The organism is Streptomyces sp. RPA4-2 (assembly GCF_012273515.2).
GTDB lineage: Bacteria > Actinomycetota > Actinomycetes > Streptomycetales > Streptomycetaceae > Streptomyces > Streptomyces kaempferi.
The window spans coordinates 1,028,912-1,047,459 of sequence record NZ_CP050975.2; the positions used below are offsets into that span (position 1 = coordinate 1,028,912).

General features: G+C 72.1%; 15 protein-coding genes. 8 read left to right on the forward strand and 7 right to left on the reverse strand.

Translation table 11 applies throughout. The features are described 5' to 3' along the window. Positions 1–111: 111 nt before the first annotated feature. Positions 112–993: a GNAT family N-acetyltransferase gene (locus tag HEP85_RS04125; RefSeq protein ID WP_168526280.1), complete on the forward strand. Its 882-nt coding sequence runs from the start codon at positions 112–114 to the stop codon at positions 991–993. Between the two features lie 54 nt (positions 994–1,047). Here HEP85_RS04125 and HEP85_RS04130 read toward each other — a convergent pair whose 3' ends face one another. After that, a complete protein-coding gene (locus HEP85_RS04130; protein ID WP_168526282.1) occupies positions 1,048–1,194 on the reverse strand; it encodes a hypothetical protein in 147 nt (48 codons plus the stop codon). A gap of 72 nt (positions 1,195–1,266) precedes the next feature. Then, positions 1,267–2,040, reverse strand: coding sequence for a GNAT family N-acetyltransferase (locus HEP85_RS04135; protein WP_168526284.1), 774 nt, complete (start codon positions 2,038–2,040; stop codon positions 1,267–1,269). A 494-nt stretch (positions 2,041–2,534) separates the two neighbouring features. Here HEP85_RS04135 and HEP85_RS04140 point away from each other — a divergent pair, with 494 nt between their 5' ends. Beyond that, entirely contained in the window at positions 2,535–3,284 is a 750-nt protein-coding gene (locus HEP85_RS04140) for an MBL fold metallo-hydrolase (protein ID WP_168526286.1), read from the forward strand. A gap of 285 nt (positions 3,285–3,569) precedes the next feature. Here HEP85_RS04140 and HEP85_RS04145 read toward each other — a convergent pair whose 3' ends face one another. Both HEP85_RS04145 and HEP85_RS04150 read right to left on the reverse strand, forming a co-directional pair. Next, positions 3,570–4,424, reverse strand: coding sequence for a GNAT family N-acetyltransferase (locus HEP85_RS04145; protein ID WP_168526288.1), 855 nt, complete (start codon positions 4,422–4,424; stop codon positions 3,570–3,572). A 286-nt stretch (positions 4,425–4,710) separates the two neighbouring features. Then, entirely contained in the window at positions 4,711–5,451 is a 741-nt protein-coding gene (locus HEP85_RS04150) for a chaplin (RefSeq protein WP_369657582.1), read from the reverse strand. 329 nt (positions 5,452–5,780) lie between these two features. Between HEP85_RS04150 and HEP85_RS04155 the strand changes: the two genes are divergently transcribed. Together HEP85_RS04155 and HEP85_RS04160 are read left to right on the forward strand one after the other, a co-directional pair. Further along, positions 5,781–7,361 (forward strand): alpha/beta hydrolase, encoded by a 1,581-nt coding sequence (locus HEP85_RS04155; RefSeq protein ID WP_168526290.1) that lies wholly within the window; start codon positions 5,781–5,783, stop codon positions 7,359–7,361. A gap of 150 nt (positions 7,362–7,511) precedes the next feature. Beyond that, on the forward strand, positions 7,512–8,039 hold the full coding sequence (locus tag HEP85_RS04160) for a DUF4232 domain-containing protein (protein WP_168526292.1): 528 nt from the start codon (positions 7,512–7,514) through the stop codon (positions 8,037–8,039). Here the strand turns inward: HEP85_RS04160 and asnB are convergent. Further along, positions 8,032–9,873, reverse strand: coding sequence for an asparagine synthase (glutamine-hydrolyzing) (gene asnB / locus HEP85_RS04165; RefSeq protein WP_168526294.1), 1,842 nt, complete (start codon positions 9,871–9,873; stop codon positions 8,032–8,034). The two genes, HEP85_RS04160 and asnB, sit on opposite strands and share 8 nt — an antisense overlap. A 345-nt stretch (positions 9,874–10,218) precedes the next feature. On the opposite strand from asnB, the gene HEP85_RS04170 reads away from it, so the two are divergent. The 3 genes from HEP85_RS04170 to HEP85_RS04180 all read left to right on the forward strand — a co-directional run bounded on the left by HEP85_RS04170 (position 10,219) and on the right by HEP85_RS04180 (position 14,254). After that, a complete protein-coding gene (locus tag HEP85_RS04170) occupies positions 10,219–11,787 on the forward strand; it encodes an FMN-binding glutamate synthase family protein (protein WP_168533317.1) in 1,569 nt (522 codons plus the stop codon). A gap of 307 nt (positions 11,788–12,094) precedes the next feature. Beyond that, positions 12,095–13,189, forward strand: coding sequence for a chemotaxis protein (locus HEP85_RS04175; RefSeq protein ID WP_168526296.1), 1,095 nt, complete (start codon positions 12,095–12,097; stop codon positions 13,187–13,189). Positions 13,190–13,240: 51 nt separating this feature from the next. Beyond that, positions 13,241–14,254 (forward strand): Gfo/Idh/MocA family oxidoreductase, encoded by a 1,014-nt coding sequence (locus HEP85_RS04180; RefSeq protein WP_329285210.1) that lies wholly within the window; start codon positions 13,241–13,243, stop codon positions 14,252–14,254. Here the strand turns inward: HEP85_RS04180 and HEP85_RS04185 are convergent, their stop codons facing one another. Beyond that, a complete protein-coding gene (locus HEP85_RS04185) occupies positions 14,255–16,237 on the reverse strand; it encodes a phosphocholine-specific phospholipase C (RefSeq protein WP_369657583.1) in 1,983 nt (660 codons plus the stop codon). Between the two features lie 190 nt (positions 16,238–16,427). Next, the gene (locus HEP85_RS04190; RefSeq protein WP_369657584.1) at positions 16,428–17,492 is read right to left on the reverse strand and encodes a medium chain dehydrogenase/reductase family protein; all 1,065 of its coding nucleotides are present in this window, start codon (positions 17,490–17,492) and stop codon (positions 16,428–16,430) included. A gap of 134 nt (positions 17,493–17,626) precedes the next feature. Between HEP85_RS04190 and HEP85_RS04195 the strand changes: the two genes are divergently transcribed. Then, complete coding sequence (locus HEP85_RS04195) at positions 17,627–18,307, forward strand: TetR/AcrR family transcriptional regulator (RefSeq protein ID WP_168526300.1); 681 nt, start codon at positions 17,627–17,629, stop codon at positions 18,305–18,307. Positions 18,308–18,548: the final 241 nt, after the last annotated feature.

Below are 18,548 nucleotides of genomic sequence, written 5' to 3' on the forward strand. Positions count from 1 at the left end.
GCCCGCGCACTGCCCCGGTTCCGTAGCCGATCAATTCCCTTGCGGGTCCCGGAGCGTGGCGCATAGGTTCTGCGGACTTCACCCCCGCACCGCGGACGCCACGGAGAGACCTTGTCCCTGCTCATCACACCGCTCACCGACCCCGAGCCCGCACCGTCGAGTCGCCGCCTGGCCTGGCTGGCCGCCGACTCGGCGGGCGTGCCCGTGGGCGCCGCGTTTCTGCGGCTGTTCACCAAGGAGGGCCAGGAGCACCTCGCCGAGCTGGAGGTGACGGTCCATCCGGCCGAACGGCGTCGGGGGGCGGGCGGCCGTCTCCTGGACGCGGCCGTCTCGGCGGCGCGTGCCGAGGGACGGCGCTCGCTCGTCGCACAGGCCGCGCACGGCTCACCCGGCGACCTGTTCCTGGCGGCCCGCGGCTTCCGCCGGGTGCTGGCACTGACGTACGCACGGCTGCCGCTCGCCGGCGCGGACCTCGTACGGATCGACGGGATCGCCGAACGGCCGCATCCGGGGTACGCGTTGACGCACTGGGACGGGACCGTGCCGCCCCACCTGGCGCGGACCTACGCCGACTCGCGGCGGGCCATGGACGACATGCCGATGGAGGAGACGGACCACGGGACCGTCGTGTGGGACGTGGCGCGGGTCGTCGCGGCCGCCGAAGCCGTGGCGAAACGTGGGGAGTCGCTCCACACCGTCGCCGCGGTGGACCGCGCGGACGGCTCGATCGTCGGCTTCAGCGAGCTCGTGGTGCCCGGCGACGGCCGGGGCGACGCCCAGCACTACGGCACCGGGGTGCTGCCCGAGCACCGGGGCCACGGACTGGGGCTCTGGATGAAGGCCGAGTCGATCCGCGCCGCTCGCCGGCGTCACCCCGAACTCGAAGGCCTGCTCACCGACACCGCCGACAGCAACGCGCCGATGCGCGGTATCAACGACGCGCTGGGCTATCTGCCGACACACCGGGCGGTGGAGTACCAGTTCGATCTGTGACGGCCCGGTGGCGCCGGGTACGGCCGGGTGGCGCCGGGTGAGGCGTGCGACCCCTCAGCCGGTCGCCCCGGGCCTGCCGTACGTGGACGGGTAGGCCGGGGCCCGGCCGAGTGCCGGCTCCGCCTTCGTCGCCTTCGCCTTCGTCGCCTTCGTCGAGTACACCCGCATCGTCGTCGCCATCCCGACGTGCGCGTACGTCATCGGGCTCGCTCCCCACGCGGTACGGCCACCGGCTTCGGCGGCCCGCGAGAGACCGTCGCCCGGCCGGCGGCACTACCCGTGGACGTACGGCGTCGTCGTGGTCAGCGGCTGGAATCCGAGGCGGGCGAGGACGGGGCGGCTCTGGCTGGAGGCGTCGACCTGGACGTAGCGGTAGCCTCGGTCGGCGGCCACCCGGGCACGGTGGGCGACGAGCGCGCGGTAGATGCCCCGGCCGCGCCAGGACTCGACGGTGCCCCCGCCCCACAGACCGGCGAACCGGGCACCGGGCACCATTTCCATGCGGGCCGCGCTGACCGGCTCGTCTCCGGCCAGGGCGACGACCGCCACGACGTTGTCCTCGTCACCGGTGAGTTGGGCCAGCAGCTGGTGGCGCATACGGGTGCTGTCGGTACCGAAGGCCTGTTCGTGGACGTCCGCGACGAGGTTCACGCCCTCCCGGTCGGTGACGGGCAGGAGCCGTACGCCCTCGGGCGGTTGGGCGTCGAGCGCCAGATCGCCCAGCTCTGCGATCATCAGCGTCTCCTCGGGCTGCGCGACGAACCCCGCGTCCCGCAGGCGCTGTCCGAGGTTCTCCGGCTTGTCGTGGCCGTACAGCTTCCACTCGAACTCCCGGCCGAGCTTGCCGAAGTACCGCACCTGGTCGGCGATGGCCGCGTCGGCGCCCGGTCCGTCCAGATCCGACCAGATCACCCCGTTCCAGTCGTGCTCCGCACCGACCTGGCGTACCACCTTGTCGACGCGCTCGACCCGGGCCCCCGGGCCGTCGGGGCGCGCGTCCTCCCGCATGTCCCGGTCGAACAGGGCCAGTACCGCAACGTGATCCATGGGCTCACTCCAGCACCCTGCGGCGCATACGGCAATGGCATTCCTCCGAGGGTGCCGGTCGCTCGTCCCCGCCTCAGGGCATCATCGCAGGTCAAGGCTGGTGCGACGACGTCCGGTTGGGGTGGCGTCGCTGGTCGGATCCACCGCCGCACGACCGGAGATCGATCGGCCAGGTCCACGCGGCGCCGGAAGCCGGCGCCGTATCGGCGTGCCGGGGGCGCCCGGGACGGCCCGCACGGTCACGACGTCGACGTCGACCGCGGTACCGGACGCCGCGCCGGCCAGGGTGTCCGAGCCATGCGCGGGAGAGGCCGGGCCGGCGAGGGGCCGGCAGGTGCTCGCCGACTCCGTGGGCGAGCCCGCCGGCGTCCGTGTGTGACGTACGACCGCCCGGGGCGCCGATCGCACGCCGGCTCGCGCGCGATACCTTCGCCCTGACATGGCCCGGTCCGGCGCAGCCCGGCCGGGATGGGATCTCAAGCATCGGGATGGTCATGCGCGAGGACGCGATCGTCGAGGTAGCGGCCGGAGTTCATCTGGTGCACGGCAGCAACACCAACTGGGTGATCCTGAGCGAGGGGGACGCCGTCACCCTGATCGACACGGGGTACCCCGGCGACCGCCTGGACGTCCTCGCCTCCCTCGACGCGCTCGGCCACTCCCCCAAGGCGATCGGCGCCGTCCTCATCACGCACGCGCACAACGACCACCTCGGATCGGCCGAGTACCTGAGCAGCGCCTTCGGGGTCCCGGTCCATCTGCACGAGGAGGAACTCCCGCACGCCCGGCGCGAGTTCCTCCAGCAGGTCAGCGTGGGGTCGGTGATCCGCCAGGCGTGGCGCCCCGGCGTACTGCCGTGGGCCGTGCACGCCATCCGCTCCGGCGGCACGGCGGACGTCCGGATGACCCGGCCCGAGTCGTTCCCCGGAGAGGGGCCGCTGGACCTGCCCGGCCGTCCGGTGCCGGTGCACACACCCGGGCACACCGCCGGACACTGCGTCTACCACCTGCCGGACGCCGGTGTCGTGATCTCCGGCGACGCGCTGGTCAGCGGGCATCCCACCTCGCGGACCCGCGGCCCGCAGCTGCTGCCGAACATGTTCCACGCCGAGCGTGCGATGGCCATCACCTCGCTCGCCCGCATCGAGACCCTCGCGGCGGACGTCCTGCTGCCCGGCCACGGTCCGGTCCACCACGGCTCCGTGGGCGACGCGGCGCGCCGCGCCCTGGAGCTCGCCAACTGACACCGGCGGTGCCACCGCTCCCGGCCGCACGGCCGCGAGACGGGCGCCCGACGCGTCCCGGTCGCGGGCCGGACGGTCGATACGGCTCTGGATACGGGTCTCGATACGGCCGATCCCGCCTCTGGACAGGGGCGATCCCGCCGCGCAGGAGCGCTGATCACCTGGGCCCCGCTCGCGGCGCTCGTGGCCGCACCGGGAATCGTGGCAGCGGGTCACCGACGGTCGTTTCCAACGCGGCGCGCCGACGCCGGCCGCTGTGCCGCCGCGTCGGTCCGGCGCGTGCGGTCAGCCGAGTTCGAGCGTGGTGATGCCGTAGACCCGCTCCCGGGCGAACGGCCTGACCGGTCCGGTGTACATGCGGGCCGTCTCGAAGGAGGGGGTGAGGCCGAACTCCTCGGCCAGGGCCACGCCCGCCGTGTTCGTCTGCGGCACGTCGACGGTGATCGCACGCCCTGGGGTCTCCGCCGCCAGCGCGAGCAGCAGGGCCCGTGCGTCCTCGGGGGTGTCGGCGAACAGCGGGCCGACGCGCGGACGGTCGAGGGCGGGCCGGACGACCGCGTAGCCGGTGAGCCTTCCGTCCGCGACACGGACGAAGGTGCGGTGGCCCGGTCCGGCCAGCCACCGTGTGAGGAAACGGGCGCGGTCGGCCGGGCAGCAGGCGCTGTCGTAGGCCGCGATGTCCGCGAGGTCGGCCGCCTCGGCGGGCCGCACTCCCGCGGGCGCCGGCGCCGTAGGTACGGTTCCGGTGAACCGGACGGTCCGGTGGACGGGTTCGAACCCGGACCGGCGGTAGTTGTCCTGCTGCGCGACCACTCCGTCGAGTCCCACGGTCCGGCCGCCCGCGTGCGCCAGAGCCGTCTTCCACGTGGTGAGGCCGTAACCGCGGCCGCGCAGGTCCGGTCGTACGAGATAGAAGCCCAGGAAGGCGTAGTCGGCGTCGTAGGTGACGACCGAGACGGCCGAGACCGGTTCCGCCCCGATCCTGCCGATGAAGAAGCCCTCGGGATCCTGGGCGAAGAAGCTCGGGGCGTCGGACAGCCCCGGATTCCATCCCTCGTCCCCCGCCCACCCGGCGACCACCGACCAGTCTTCGAGCGAGGCCTGGGTGACGACGAGATCCTCGGAACCCGGGAAGGTCATCTGTGCGCTCCATTCGCTGGGGGGTGCCGGGTGCCGGCCGCGGAATGCCGGTCACCGGGGTACGCGCGGCCTCGGCGGGGCCCCCGCCATCCTTCCGGATCTCCGCGGGGATTTCAGTGCCCGCCGGTCCGGCGGGCGCCCGGTCGGCCGGAACGGCTCGGCCCGGCTCACCGACGACGGAACGGAAACACGCCGGGCGGACACGGGACCGGGCACGACCGGACACGTACGAGGCCCCACCGGTCACGCGCCCGGTGGGGCCTTCCGTCGCCGCTGGACCGCCGGGTCAGCGGCGCGCGGCGGGCCTGAACCGCCGGTAGAGCACCGCCCCGCCCAGCAGCAGTGCCGCACTCGCGGCGATGGCGGGTACCGTCTGGTCCGCGCCCGTGTGCGCGAGGGACGCCATGGGCTGTTCCGCTTCCCGGTACGGCGCCTTCTCGGGTACGACCGCCTTCGTCGGGGGCTCCGGGGCGGGCGCCGCGGGCTGGTGGGGCACACCGCCCGAGGTGTTCGTGGACGTGTTGCCGACCGACGCGTTGCCGAGGCCGACCACGTTCACGGAGTTGCCGCTGACGTTCACCGGAAGGTCGATCGGCAACTGCAGACCGTTACCGGAGAGCAGACCGGGAGAATCCTTTCCGCTTCCCTGTGCGAGCGCCCCGCCCGCCGCCGCGCCCGAGACCCTGTCGGTGTGCGCGCCGACATTGCCGGAGCGCGAGCCGGCCGTCCCCGGGCCGTGGCCGCCGGCACGGCTGCGGCCGCCCGCGCCGCGGACGGTGCCGCCGTCGCTCACATTGGCGCAGCTGTTGCCCGCCGCGGGGTTGAGGAGACCGGCCACATTCACGGTGTTCCCGCACGCGTTCACGGGGACGTGCACCGGGAGCTGGATGGTGTCGCCGGAGATCAGTCCGGGTGAACCCGCCGTACCGCCGTGCGCCGCCGAGTCGGCGTACGCCGGCATCGTCACGGCCAGCGCGCCTGATGCGGCGGCCGCGGCGATCAATCCATTCCGGGTAACCCGTTTCATAGGTTCCCTCACCTTCCAGACTTGGTCGCGGGCACTCACCCGCACCGCGTAAAACGCGAGAGAACCATCCGAGTTATGGCTTATCGGGCTTTCACTCCATCGAGCGTCACGCTTATCGAACTGACCCGGGGCGCGCCCAGCCGGAGCGTCGCCACCCGAGCACCGGAGTCCTCGGGCACCGGGGCTTCCTTCGCGAGACCCGGACGACTGTGGCCGGACGGTGCGGACCGACGCGCCCGGAGGCGCGCTCCCGGACCCCCGCCTATCGTGATTCGTGTCGTGGCCGGGAGGGCATCCCGGTCCGGCTCCCGCTGTCCCTGGAGGCCCGCATGCTGTCCGTGCACCAACGCTGGACGTGCGTCGGAGCCGGCGCGGCGACACTCGCTCTGCTGACGGCGGGACTGCCGTCGTCGGCCGTGGCCGCCGATGCCCCCGACCTCTCCCGCTTCTACCACCAGAGGATCACGTGGGGCGCCTGCGCGGGCGACGGGATGCCCGCCGACCTCCAGTGCGGGAAGGTGACCGTCCCGCTGGACTACGCGCACCCGCGGAACGGGACCCTGGACCTCGCGCTGGCGCGGTACCGCGCGACGGGCACCTCGCGGGGGTCCGTGCTGCTGAACTTCGGCGGTCCCGGCGGGGCGGGAATCCCGGAGCTCGCCGTGGACGGCGGCAAGGACTTCATGGACCTCACCAACGGCTACGACGTGGTGACCTTCGACCCCCGGGGCGTCGGCCGGTCCTCGCCCGTCAGCTGCGGAGACGGGGCCGCCCAGGCATCCGACGCGGCCGGCTCCGTCACCGACGACAGCAATCCGCAGGCCGTCCTCAAGGCACTGCGGAAGGTCGCCGGCGAGTGCGCCGCGCACTCCGGCCCGGTGCTGGCCCACATAGGCACGGTGAACGCCTCCCGGGACCTCGACGTGATGCGACAGGCGCTCGGCGACAAGAAGCTCAACTACCTGGGCTTCTCGTACGGAACCCGCCTGGGCGCGGTGTACGCGGCCCAGTTCCCGAAGAAGACGGGCCGGATGGTGCTCGACGGCGTGGACACGCTCACCGAGTCGATGGCCGAGCAGGGGCTGGCGGGCGCCGAGGGACAGCAGACCGCCCTGGACGACTTCCTCACCTGGTGCACCCAGGACATCTCCTGCCCCTTCGGGGAGGATCCGCGCGAGGCCCGGCAGCAGGTCGTCCGCCTGGTCGACTCGCTGGACCGGGATCCGGTGCCGACCAGCCTCGGACAGACGTTCACGGGTCAGGATCTCGCGGGTGCGGTCGGCCAGGCGCTGTACAGCCGGCGGATGTGGCCCATGCTGGAGCGGGCCCTCGCCGCGCTCGTCCAGGACGGTGACACCCAGGGACTCATGCAGCTGTCGGTCGGCGCCTCCCTGCCCAGCTCGCGCGCGGCGGGCACCCCGCGGGCCGGACTCGTCGACCCCGCGGACATCCCCGTCGACAACCTCCCCGCCGCCTTCATGGCGATCAACTGCGCGGACGACCCGGACCGGCCCAGCGCCGAGCGGGCCGCCAAGGACGTCGACGCGCTGCGCGCCGCCTACGAGCAGGCGTCGCCGGTCTTCGGGCGGTACCGGCTCACCCAGGTACTGCTGTGCCACGGGCGTCCCAAGGGCACCGACTACATCCGCGACGACGTGCGCGACGTGCGGACCCCGAAGATGCTGCTCGTGGGCACCCGCGGGGACCCCGCGACCCCGTACCGCTGGACCGAGGAGACCGCCGCCCGGCTCGGCTCCTCCGCCGTCGTGCTCGACAACAGGGGCGAGGGCCACACCGGATACACCTCCTCCAAGTGCGTGCACCAGAAGGTCGACGACTTCCTGCTGTACGGCTCACTGCCGGACAACGGCAGTTCCTGCGGTCCGGAGAGCGGAAGGGACAACCCCTGACGCACGTCACGCAACCGGCGTGACCCGGTGTCACCGACACGTCGGATACAACCCCTTGTGCTCCCGGGCCGTCACACTGGGCAGGCGTCGCCCCGCGCGCGCCGCACCGTGAGTGACCGACCGTCGTGACCGAAACAGGGGAACCCACCGATGCGCATCCGCTCCGTCCTCGCCCTTCCGGCCGCCGCCGCGGCACTGCTCCTCGCCGTGCCGCACAGCGGTTCGGCCGCCACCGGGTCCGCCCGGCCGGCCGTCGCGGCCCAGCCCGCCAAGTGCGCCGACAGGTCCGTCGTCGTACGCGCCCACCGGGCCGCCGACCCCCGGGTGCTGCACATCAGCGTCACCAACAGGTCCGCGCGGACCTGCGCCGTCGACCGGATCCCCACGGTCGTCTTCGGAGATCTCGACGGCGCGGCCCTGCCGGTACCCGCCGGTGACAGCGGGCCGTATCCGATCGGCGCGGGCCGGACGGCGTACGCGGCCGTGCGGACCATCGCCGACCCGGCCGACCCCCAGGCCCGCCGGGTGGGGTCGATCAGCGTCTCGGCGGACCCCGCGCGGTTCGGGCGTTCCTTCACCTCGCGGGAGCTGGGTGCGGGGGACTCCGTTCTCGTGTGGGAGCCGGTCACCACGTGGTGGCAGTCCTCGCAGGCCGCCGCCGACCGGCAGCTCAGCTGAAGGACACCTCCGGGGCGTAGAGGTCCAGCCACAGCGCGAGGTCCAGGGTCCGTTCCAGGCCCCGCCGCGACGCCTGCGTGATCTGCGGGGTGTCGCTGTGGGCGGCCCGGCGGAGCCGGTCCGGGTCGACGAGGTCGAACACCGGGTGCGTCGGCTGGGCCAGCAGGTCCTTCGCGTGGTCCTGGAGGGCGATCGCGTACTTGGGGTCCTGGGTGGACGGGTAGGGACTCTTGACCCTGTCGTAGACGGACTTCGGGATCACGTCCGCGGTCGCCTCCCGCAGCAGGCTCTTCTCCCGGCCGTCGAAGGACTTCAGGGACCACGGCGCGTTGTACACGTACTCGACGAGCCGGTGGTCGCAGTACGGCACCCGCACCTCCAGGCCGACCGCCATGCTCGTACGGTCCTTGCGGTCGAGCAGGACGCGTACGAAGCGGGTCAGGTGGAGGTGGCAGATCCGTCGCATCCGGTACTCGAAGTCGCTCTCGCCGTCCAGGCGCCGGATTCCGGCGACGGCTGTGCGGTAGCCGTCCGCGACGTACGACTCCAGGTCCATCGCCGCGGTGAGGTCGGGGCGCAGGACGTCGGCGTCGTCCCCGAAGTCGCGCTGGAAGCGGACGAGCCACGGGAAGGTGTCGGCGTTGCGGGCCTCCTCGTCGAAGAACTGCAGATAGCCACCGAAGACCTCGTCGGCCGACTCCCCGGAGAGCGCGACGGTGGAGTGCTCACGGACGGCCTGGAACAGCAGATACAGCGAGGCGTCCATGTCGCCGAAGCCCGTCGGCAGGTCCCTGGCCCTGATCACCTTGGCGCGGACGTCCGGGTCGGCCAGGGCCTGCGTGTCCAGGACGATGTCGCGGTGGTCGGTGCCGGAGGCGCGGGCCACGTCGTGCACGAAGGGGGTGTCCGGGGTGGCGCGCAGTTCGTCGGCGACGAAGTGGTCGGTCTGGCCGACGAAGTCGACGGCGAAGCTGCGGACCCGCTCTCCGTGCTCGGCGAGCTGCCGGGCCGCGAGTGCGGTCATGGCGGAGGAGTCGAGACCGCCGGAGAGCAGGGTGCAGCGCGGCACGTCCGCGACGAGCTGGCGGCGTACGATGTCGTCGAGGAGGGTGCGCACGGTGCCGATGGAGGTGTCGCGGTCGTCGGTGTGCGGCCGGGTCTCCAGCTGCCAGTAGACGTGCCGGCGCAGGCCGGAGCGGTCGACGGTGACGACGGTGCCGGGCTCGACCTCGTGCATGCCGTCCCAGATCGCGTGGCCGGGCGTCTTGACGAAGGTGAAGAGCTCCCGCAGACCGTCGAGGCGGACCCTCGCGCGGGCCAGGGGGTTGGCCAGGATCGCCTTGGGTTCGGAGCCGAACAGGACGCCGTCGGAGGTCGGGTAGTAGTAGAAGGGCTTGATGCCCATGCGGTCGCGGATCATCACGAGCTTGTCGTGGCGGCCGTCCCAGAGGGCGAACGCGTACATGCCGTTGAGCCGTCCGGCGAGCTCCGCGCCCCACTCCAGGTAGCCGCGCAGCACGACCTCTGTGTCGGAGTCGGTCGAGAAGCGGTGACCGCGCCCGGTCAGCTCACGGCGCAGCTCGGTGAAGTTGTAGGCCTCGCCCGAGTAGACCAGTGCGACCGTGCCCTCGGGGGTCTCGGCGGTCATGGGCTGCCGTCCACCGGGCAGGTCGATGATCGCCAGCCGGCGGTGACCGAGGGCCGCGGGGCCCTCGGCCCAGGTGCCGCGGTCGTCGGGGCCGCGGCAGGACATCGTCTCCGTCATCGCATCCAATGTCTCGCCCTCGGCACGCAGATCGCGATCGAAGGAGACCCATCCGGTGATGCCGCACATGTGTTACCTCCTGCGTCCGGTTCGCCGGGAGCACCGGGCTCACCTGCACCTACAGGGTCGCGCGTTCGCTTCCACAAAACCAGTTGTATCCAGCATCTACACCTTGAGGCTGTTCCCCGCGGGAAGGGGCCGTCAACACGGACGTAACCCGGCCGGCACAGTGACCCCGTCGGTTCCGGCCGCGTTTTGCCCGCGGCGGACCCGCCGGCCCGCTCACCGCCGGGCCCTTCTCGGCCGAAATCGGCCATAAGTAAAGAATTACCCAACAAGCAGGGGAAGCCCTCGGCACCCTTGCCCCCTTTCGCCCCTTTCCGTCCCGTGCGCTTCACTCATGATGTGCGCCGGATGCTCTCGCTGCTGCTCGTGGTCCTCGGCCTGGCCGTGGCCCTGGTCCTGGCGTGCGCCGTCTCGGCCTGGTGGTGGTGCGCGGCGGGCGTCCTGCTGGCGCTGACGGCGGTCGGAGCGCGGGACCTGACCCAGACCCGCCACTCGGAGCTGCGGAATCTCCCCCTGCTCGGCCATCTGCGCTTCTTCGCGAAAGCCCTGCGGCCACACGTGCAGCGCCATGTCGTCGAGCGGAACCACGACGGTCGTCCGTACGACCGTGCGGTGCGCGGCTTGGTGTACGCGCGGGCCGACGGCGCCGAGCGGGAGGAGCCGTTCGGCACCGAGCGGGACGTGTACGGCGCGGGGTACGAGTTCCTGGTGCCGTCGATGAGCCCGGTCGAGGCGCCGGACAAACCGCCCGTGATCCGGGTCGGCGGCCCCGACTGCACCCAGCCGTACGACATGGCGCTGCTGAACGTCTCGGCCATGAGCTTCGGAGCGCTGTCCGCGAACGCGGTCCTGGCGCTCAACAGGGCCGCGGCGCTGGGGGGTTTCGCGCACGACACCGGCGAGGGCGGCCTGTCGGACCATCACCTGCGCGGCGGCGGCGATCTGGTCTGGGAGATCGGCACCGGGTACTTCGGCTGCCGGACGGCCGAAGGAGGCTTCGAGGAAAGGGAGTTCGCGGACAAGGCGGCTCTTCCGGAGGTCCGGTGCGTGTCGCTCAAGCTGTCCCAGGGCGCGCACCCGGGCGTCGGCGGGGTGCTGCCCGGGGCGAAGGTGAGCGCCGAGATCGCCCGGGTCCGGGGCGTCACGGCGGGGCGCACCGTGCTCTCGCCGCCCTCCCACCAGGTCTTCTCGACCCCCCGTGAGCTCGTGGGGTTCGTCGCCCGGATGCGGCGGGCGGCGGGCGGCAAGCCGACCGGTCTCAAACTCTGCGTCGGGTCGCGCCGCCAGTTCCTCGCCGTGTGCAAGGCGATGCTCGCGGAGGGAGTCGCACCCGACTTCATCGTGGTCGACGGTGCGGAGGGCGGCAGCGGCGCCGCGCCCCCGGAGTTCTCCGGCCGGCTCGGAACGCCGCTCACCGAGGGGCTGATCACGGTGCACAACGCCCTGGTCGGCACCGGTCTGCGCGACCGCGTGCGCGTCGGCGCGAGTGGCAGGATCGCGACCGGCGCGGACCTCGTCACCCGCCTGCTCCAGGGCGCCGACTACACGAACGCGGCCCGCGCGATGCTGTTCGCCCTCGGCTGCCGCCAGGCGCAGCGCTGTCACACCAACACCTGCCCGGCCGGCATCACGACCCAGGATCCGCGCCGCGTCCGCGTCCTGGACGTGGCCGACAAGTCCGTACGCGTCCACCGGTATCAGCGGGCCACGGTCCGCAGCGCCACCCGGATCATGGCCGCGATGGGGGTACGGCATCCCGGCGAGCTCACACCCGGCCAGCTGCTGAGGCGTACGGATCCGACGACCGTACGGTCGTACGCGGAGCTCTACGAGTGGCTGGAGCCCGGGGTGCTGCTCGCCGAGGCGCCCGCGTCCTGGGAGCGGGACTGGGCGGCGGCGGATCCCGACTCGTTCTGACACCCGACTCGTTCTGACATCGGAACTCCACCGGGTCCCGCGGACCAGGGTCCGGGCGAGGTGGGCGCCCGGCACGGAGCCGGTCAGGCCGACGCCGGCGAAGCCGGCGGCCCTGGTGGTGGGAATCAGCGGTGTCGGTCCGGCGGCGCCGGGCGCCCGGGTGTCAGTGCCGCCCGTGTTCCCGGGCGTCCGCGACAACGTCATGGGGGTCCTGCGACCGTGCCGGGATCAGGCCGGACGACCCGGTCGCCACCGGCGATCGATTACCCCAAATGCCCGAGAGGTGAATCAGTCCTATGGTGCTCATATGGAGCATGCGCTGAGTCCCGCAACCCTCTCCGAACTGCGTCGGCCGCGGCCCTATCCCGCGGTGTCCGTGCTGACGCCGACGCACCGGCGCGAACCGGACAACGCCCAGGATCCGGTCCGGCTGCGCAATGTCGTGGCCGAGGCCAAGAAGCAGATCGAGTCCGATCCGGCGGTCACCCGTCAGCGGCGCGCCGAACTGGTCCAGCAGCTCGACCTGGCCCTGGCCGAGGTCGACCTGGCCCACGCCGAGGACGGTCTGGCGATCTTCGCGGCGCCCGGCGAGCACCAGGTGTGGTCGCTGGCCCGGCGGGTCCCCGAGCGCGTCGTGCTCTCGGACACCTTCCTGACCCGCAACCTGGTCGCCGCCCAGTCCTCCGAGCGGCCGTTCTGGGTGCTCTCGGTCTCGGCCGACCGGGTGACGCTGTGGAACGGCGGCGGCGACCGGGTCACCGAGGAGCGCACCGACAGCTTCCCGCTGGCCCGCAGCCTGGAGGACCCGGACGCCGAGCGCCAGGAGCGCGTCGGTGACCTGGCCAGCACCTTCCGCGCCGAGCGGACCCGGAACTTCCTGCGTGAGGCCGACACCGCGATGAGCGCCGTGCTCCGTGAGCAGAGCCGGCCGTTGTACGTCACCGGTGACACCGCCGCGCTCTCCCTCCTGGACGAGGTCGGCACGGTCACGAAGGACGCGTGGCACCTCCAGCACGGCGGCCTCGCGCACGGCACGCCCGAGGCCGTCTGGCAGGCGGTCCGCCCGCTGGTCGGCGCGGAGGAGCGGAGGAACGCCGACGTGGTGACCCGCGAGCTCGAATCGGCCCGCGGCCGCAAGGAGTTCGCCGCCGGGGTCGACGAGCTGTGGCAGAACGCGTCGCAGGGCCGGGTCCGGCTGCTCGCCGTGGAGGAGAACTACCGCGAGACGGTCCGCGACGGCGGCGAACACCTCGTACCGGCCGACAGCGGTGATCTGGACGCCCGCGAGGACATCGTCGACGAGATCGTCGAACAGTGTCTGGAGACCGGCGCCGAGGTCCGTTTCGTCCCCGACGGCAGTCTGGGTGACGCGAAAGGCATCGCCGGGGTGCTGCGTTACTGATCTTTCCGGCCGACAATCTCCTGGAGAACTGTCGGTCCGAGAGGTGAACACGTGAGCGAGTTGTTGGGTGTGGCGGTCCTTGGGGCGGGCCACATGGGAGCCGACCACATACGACGGATCGACCGAGTGGTGAACGGTGCTCGGGTCGCGGCGGTGGCCGATCCCGACACCGGACGGGCCAAGGACGCCGTCGCCGGGATCGACGGCGTCTCGGTGCACACCGAGGTGTCGGCCGCCCTGGACGCGCCCGGCGTGCGGGCCGTGCTGATCGCCTCCCCCGGCCCCGCGCACGAGGAAGCGCTGCTGGCGGCCTTCGAACGCGGGCTGCCGGTCCTGTGCGAGAAGCCGATGGTGCCGGAGTCGGCCGGGGCGCTGCGGGTGGTGGAGGCCGAGGCACGGCTCGGGCGGCGGCTGGCGCAGGTCGGCTTCATGCGCCGGTACGACGCCGAGTACGTGCGCCTGAAGTCCCTGCTGGACAGTGGGCGGCTGGGCCGTCCGCTGATGCTCCACTGCACGCACCGCAATGTCTCCTCGCCGGCCGGCTTCACCTCGGCGATGCTGGTGAACAGCTCCGTCTCGCACGAGATCGACGCGGCGCGCTGGCTGCTGGGCCAGGAGCTCACGGCCGTGACGGTGCTGCGTCCGCGACCGTCGTCGCACGCGCCCGCGGACCTCCTCGACCCCCAGCTCGTGCTGTTCGAGACCGCGGAGGGCGCCCTCGTCGACGTGGAGGTCTTCGTCAACACCGGCTTCGGCTACCAGGTGCGCTGCGAGGCGGTCTGCGAGTCCGGGAGCGCGCGGATCGGGGACGAGAACGCGATGCGGGTGACGACGGCGGACGGCGCCCGTCAGGAGGTGGCGCAGGACTACCTCGTACGCTTCGCCGACGCCTACGACCGCGAGGTGCAGGCCTGGGTGGACGCCACCCGTGAGGGCCGGGTCACCGGGCCCAGCGTCTGGGACGGGTACGCCGCGTCCGCGGTGGCCGAGGCGGGTGTCCGGGCGCTGGAGAGCGGCGGCCGGGTGGCCGTGGAACTCGCCGCGCGCCCGGACCTCTACGCGTGATCAGCCGCTGACGCTCGCGGCGCCCGTCTCGATGTGCCCGGTGAACCGGCGTGACCAGCTCGCGTCCGAGTCGACGGCGACCGTGAAGTCGTACCAGCCGTCCTGGTACGCGACGGCGTTGAAGTAGTCCTCGGCCCAGCCGCCCGCGGCGACGGTGTACGTCCACGGCCCGTCGCCGCGGTACTGGTTCGCGGTGATGGTGAACCGCACCGCCGAGGCGGAGGAGTTGGCCATCCTGAAGTAGACGGCCGTCTTCCCGGTCCCGGGCTCGGTGGCGTAACGGGTGCTCACCTCGGCCGACTTGCCCGCCTGCGTCGCGTCACCCCTGAACCGGCGCAGGAAGCGGTTGGGCCCGGTCATGGTGAGGTCGTACTTCCCGTCGCCGTACCCCGAACCGATGTTGAAGTAGTCGGAGGCGGTGCCGCCCGCGTCGACCGTGTACTGCCAGGGCGTGGTGTCGCGGTAGGCGTTCGGGTGGATCGAGAAGTGCGCGGCGCTCCTGGCCGGGGTGCCCTGGTTGGCCATGGTGAACCAGGCCAGGATCTTGCCGCTCGAACCGAACTCCAGGTGGTCCAGGTAGCCGTTCGGCTGGTAGGGCAGGGCGTTGGTGGTGGGGACCGGGTTGGGCAGGGGACCGCAGGTGGCGATGCCGATGACGCTCGTGGCGGGCAGCGCGACGGCGCCGTACACCGGGTGGGCGAAGTCGAAGACGCCGGTCAGGTCGCCGGTGACCTTGCGGCGCCAGGCGCTGATGTTCGGGCAGGCGGCGGGTCTGCCCAGCGAGGTCGTCCAGGTCTCCAGGAAGCGCAGCACGGACGTGTGGTCGAAGACCTCCGACGACACCCATCCGCCGCGCGTCCAGGGCGAGACGACCACCATCGGGACGCGGAATCCGAGACCGTACGGAGTGCCCCCGAGGAACTCCCCCGCCGTGTTCGCGGGCGGGACCGGCGGCGGCACGTGGTCGAAGAAGCCGTCGTTCTCGTCGTAGTTGAGGAACAGGACGGTGGAGTCGAAGACGTCGGGGTCGGCCGCGAGGGCCTTGTACACCAGGTCGACGAAGTGGGCGCCGTCCCCGGGCGGGGCGTACGGGTGCTCGGAGAAGGCCTGGTTGGCGACCACCCAGGACACCTGGGGCAGGGTGCCCGCGACGACGTCCGCCCTGATGGCGGCGGCGATGTCGTCGGGGGTGGAGCCGGTGGCCTTCGGCACGGAGGCCATGCCCCGGTCGTACAGCGGGTCGCCGGCCTTGGCCGCGGCGAACTTCTTGAAGTAGGCGCAGGCGTTGTCGCCGTAGTTGTCCTGCGCGTTCTGGTAGACCTTCCAGGTCACTCCGGCCGTCTGGAGCGCCTCCGCGTAGTTCTGCCAGGTCAGGCCCGACTCGTCACCGCCGTCGTAGCTGGATCCGTCGACCTTGCCGGACCAGAGGTAGGTGCGGTTGGGCCCGGTGGCGCTGAGCGTGGAGCAGAAGTAGGCGTCACAGATCGTGTAGGCGTCGGCGAGCGCGTAGTGGAACGGGATGTCGGAGCGGTCCAGGTAGCCGAGCGAACGGATGTTGCCGACGCCCGAGACCCAGTTGTCGAGGCGCCCCTTGTTCCAGGCGGAGTGCTGCGAGGACCAGGAGTGCGGGAGGTCGCCGTTGCACTGCGCGAGGGTCTCACCGTCCTTGCCGCCCGCGGCGGGTGTGGAGCTCAGTTTCCACGGGTACTGCCGGCCGCCGCCGCCCGGCTGGTTGAAGACGGGATACCCGCCGGACAGCGTGATGCCGCTGCGGTCGCCGAATCCGCGGACGCCCTTGAGGCGGCCGAAGTAGTGGTCGAAACTGCGGTTCTCCTGCATGAGGATGACGACGTGCCGTACGTCCGTGATCGTGCCGCTCGCCGTGCCGGCGGCCGCCGCCGGACGTGAGCCGAGGCCCAGCGCGGTGCCGGCCGCCACGGATGCCCCGAGCCCCACGAAACCTCTTCGGCTGATCGGTGTCATTCGCCCGCCCTCGTCACTGGCGTGCCCCTGCGGCACACCGCGCGCCAGCGTGCACGCGGAGATCGCCGAGATCCATACCCGCGTGGTGAGTTGCGGGTGAACAGCGGCCGAACCGTGACGGTCGGGGCCGGTCTCCGGTGGGCTGTTCACGGACGGCGAGTGCCCGGACGGACGACGGGCCGTGGTCGCCTCACGCCTCCGGGCGGGTCCGGGGGTCCGGGACGAGGACGACCTTGCCGGTGACGGTGCCGGATTCCGCCAGGCGGACGGCCTCCGCGGCCCGGCCGAGCGGGACGCGGGCCGCGACCTGCGCGGTGATGGCGCCGTCGGCGAGCAGCGCGAACACCTGCCCGAGGTCGGTGCGCAGCCGGTCCTGGAAGGCCGCGGCGCGGCGCTTGCCCGCCCAGATGTTGTAGAAGTGCGTGCGCCGGCCGTTGGGCAGCGCCTTCCAGAGGAGGAGCCGGCCGACGAGCTTGAGCACCGGCAGTTTGGAGGATCCTGCGACGTCCCGCGTCGACGCGGTGCCGTACGACACGAGCATGCCGCCGCGGGCCAGCAGACGGAAGGAGTCGACGATGCCGTCACCGCCGACGTGGTCGAAGACCGCGTCGACACCACCGGGCGCCAACTCCCGTACCTGGGCGGACAGATCGGCGGAACGGTAGTCGAGCGGCGTGGCGCCGAGCGCGCGGACCGCGTCGTGGTGGCGGGGCGAGGCGGTGCCGATGACGCGGATTCCGGCGTGGGCGGCGAGCTGGACGAGGGTCGAGCCCACTCCGCCGTTCGCCCCGTGCACGAGCACGGTTCCGCCGGCCCGGACGCCGGCGACGCGGTGCAGGATCTGCCAGGCGGTGATGCCGTTGACGACGACCGTCTCGGCGCCGGCGGGGTCGAGCCCGCCGGGCACCTCGACCAGGTCGGTGACGGGCAGCACGACCAGGCTGGCCCAGCCGCCCACCTTGGTCAGCGCCGCGAAGCGGCGGCCGGCCAAGGACGCGTCGACCCCCGGGCCGACCCGGAGCACGACGCCGACGAGGTCGTAGCCGGGCACGAAGGGGAAGGGAGGCTGGTCGTAGTACTTGCCACGGCGCATCTGCTGCTCGGCGAAGGAGACCCCGGAGGCCTCCAGCGCGAGGAGGACCTCGCCGGCCGCCGGCTCGGGCGCGGGGCGCGTCCGGATCTGCAGTCCGGCGGGCTCCACGACACCCGGGAGGACGACTTCGGTCACCAGGTTCGCGGTGGTGTGGGTGTCCATGACGGTCGGCTCCTCTGCTCGGTGGAAATTTTCGTTAGAGAGTCACGCATGCGTTATAGGTTCTAACGAAAGCTTGCCCCTCTACACTGGGTACGTCAAGTCCCATTCCGACGAGCGACAGAAGAGGCGATGACGTGACCACGGAGAGCCGGACGGGACCGGGCCCGCGCGATCGGTTCCGCGCACAGGTCCGGGAGGAGGTGAAGGCGGCGGCACTGCGCCAGCTGGCCGAGGGCGGCCCGGAGGCACTGTCGCTCAACGCCGTCGCCAAACAGCTGGGCATGACGGGACCGGCGCTCTACCGCTACTTCGCCAACCGGGACAGCCTGCTCACCGAGCTGGTCGTCGACGCCTACGAGGCACTGGCGTCCGCCCTCGCCCGCGCCGCCGGCGCCCCCGCGCGGGACGGGGCCGAACGTCTGGCCGCGGTCGTGCGGGCCTACCGCGACTGGGCGCGGACGGAACCGCACCGCTACCGGCTACTGTTCCGGGCCCCCTTCAAGGGCTACGACGCCCACTCCGCCCGCCTGGTCGAGGCGGCCCAGCGGGCGATGAACGTCGTACTGAACGTGGCGAACGCGCTGGCGGCGCCGGGCGTGGCCGTTCCGGAGAATGCGCGGAACCAGGTCCAGGAGTGGATGGAGCGCCGCGGAGTCGACGACGTCCCGCCGGCGGTCGCCTCACGGACCATGAGGCTCTGGGCCCATCTGCACGGTCTGGTGAGCCTGGAGATCGAGGACAACTTCGCCTCCATGGGCATCGATCCGGACCCCTTCTACGAAGCGGAGGCAGGAGAGTTCACCCACGGCCCCTGAATCCGAACATGCCCTGGACATGACCCGCACAGGTGACCCTCGAACACACGACTGAGGAACAGCCCCAGCCAGCCCACCGAACCATCAAGTCACGTACTCCGACTACGACTTGGACAGGCGACGGGCGTACCTCATCGGTCCCGGTCGACCCCTCCGAATGGACTGCGGCATATGTCAGAAGCACCACCGGATCGTGTGTTGCCAAATCCCTTACAGGGCGTCGCGGGCTGTGCCACAGTCG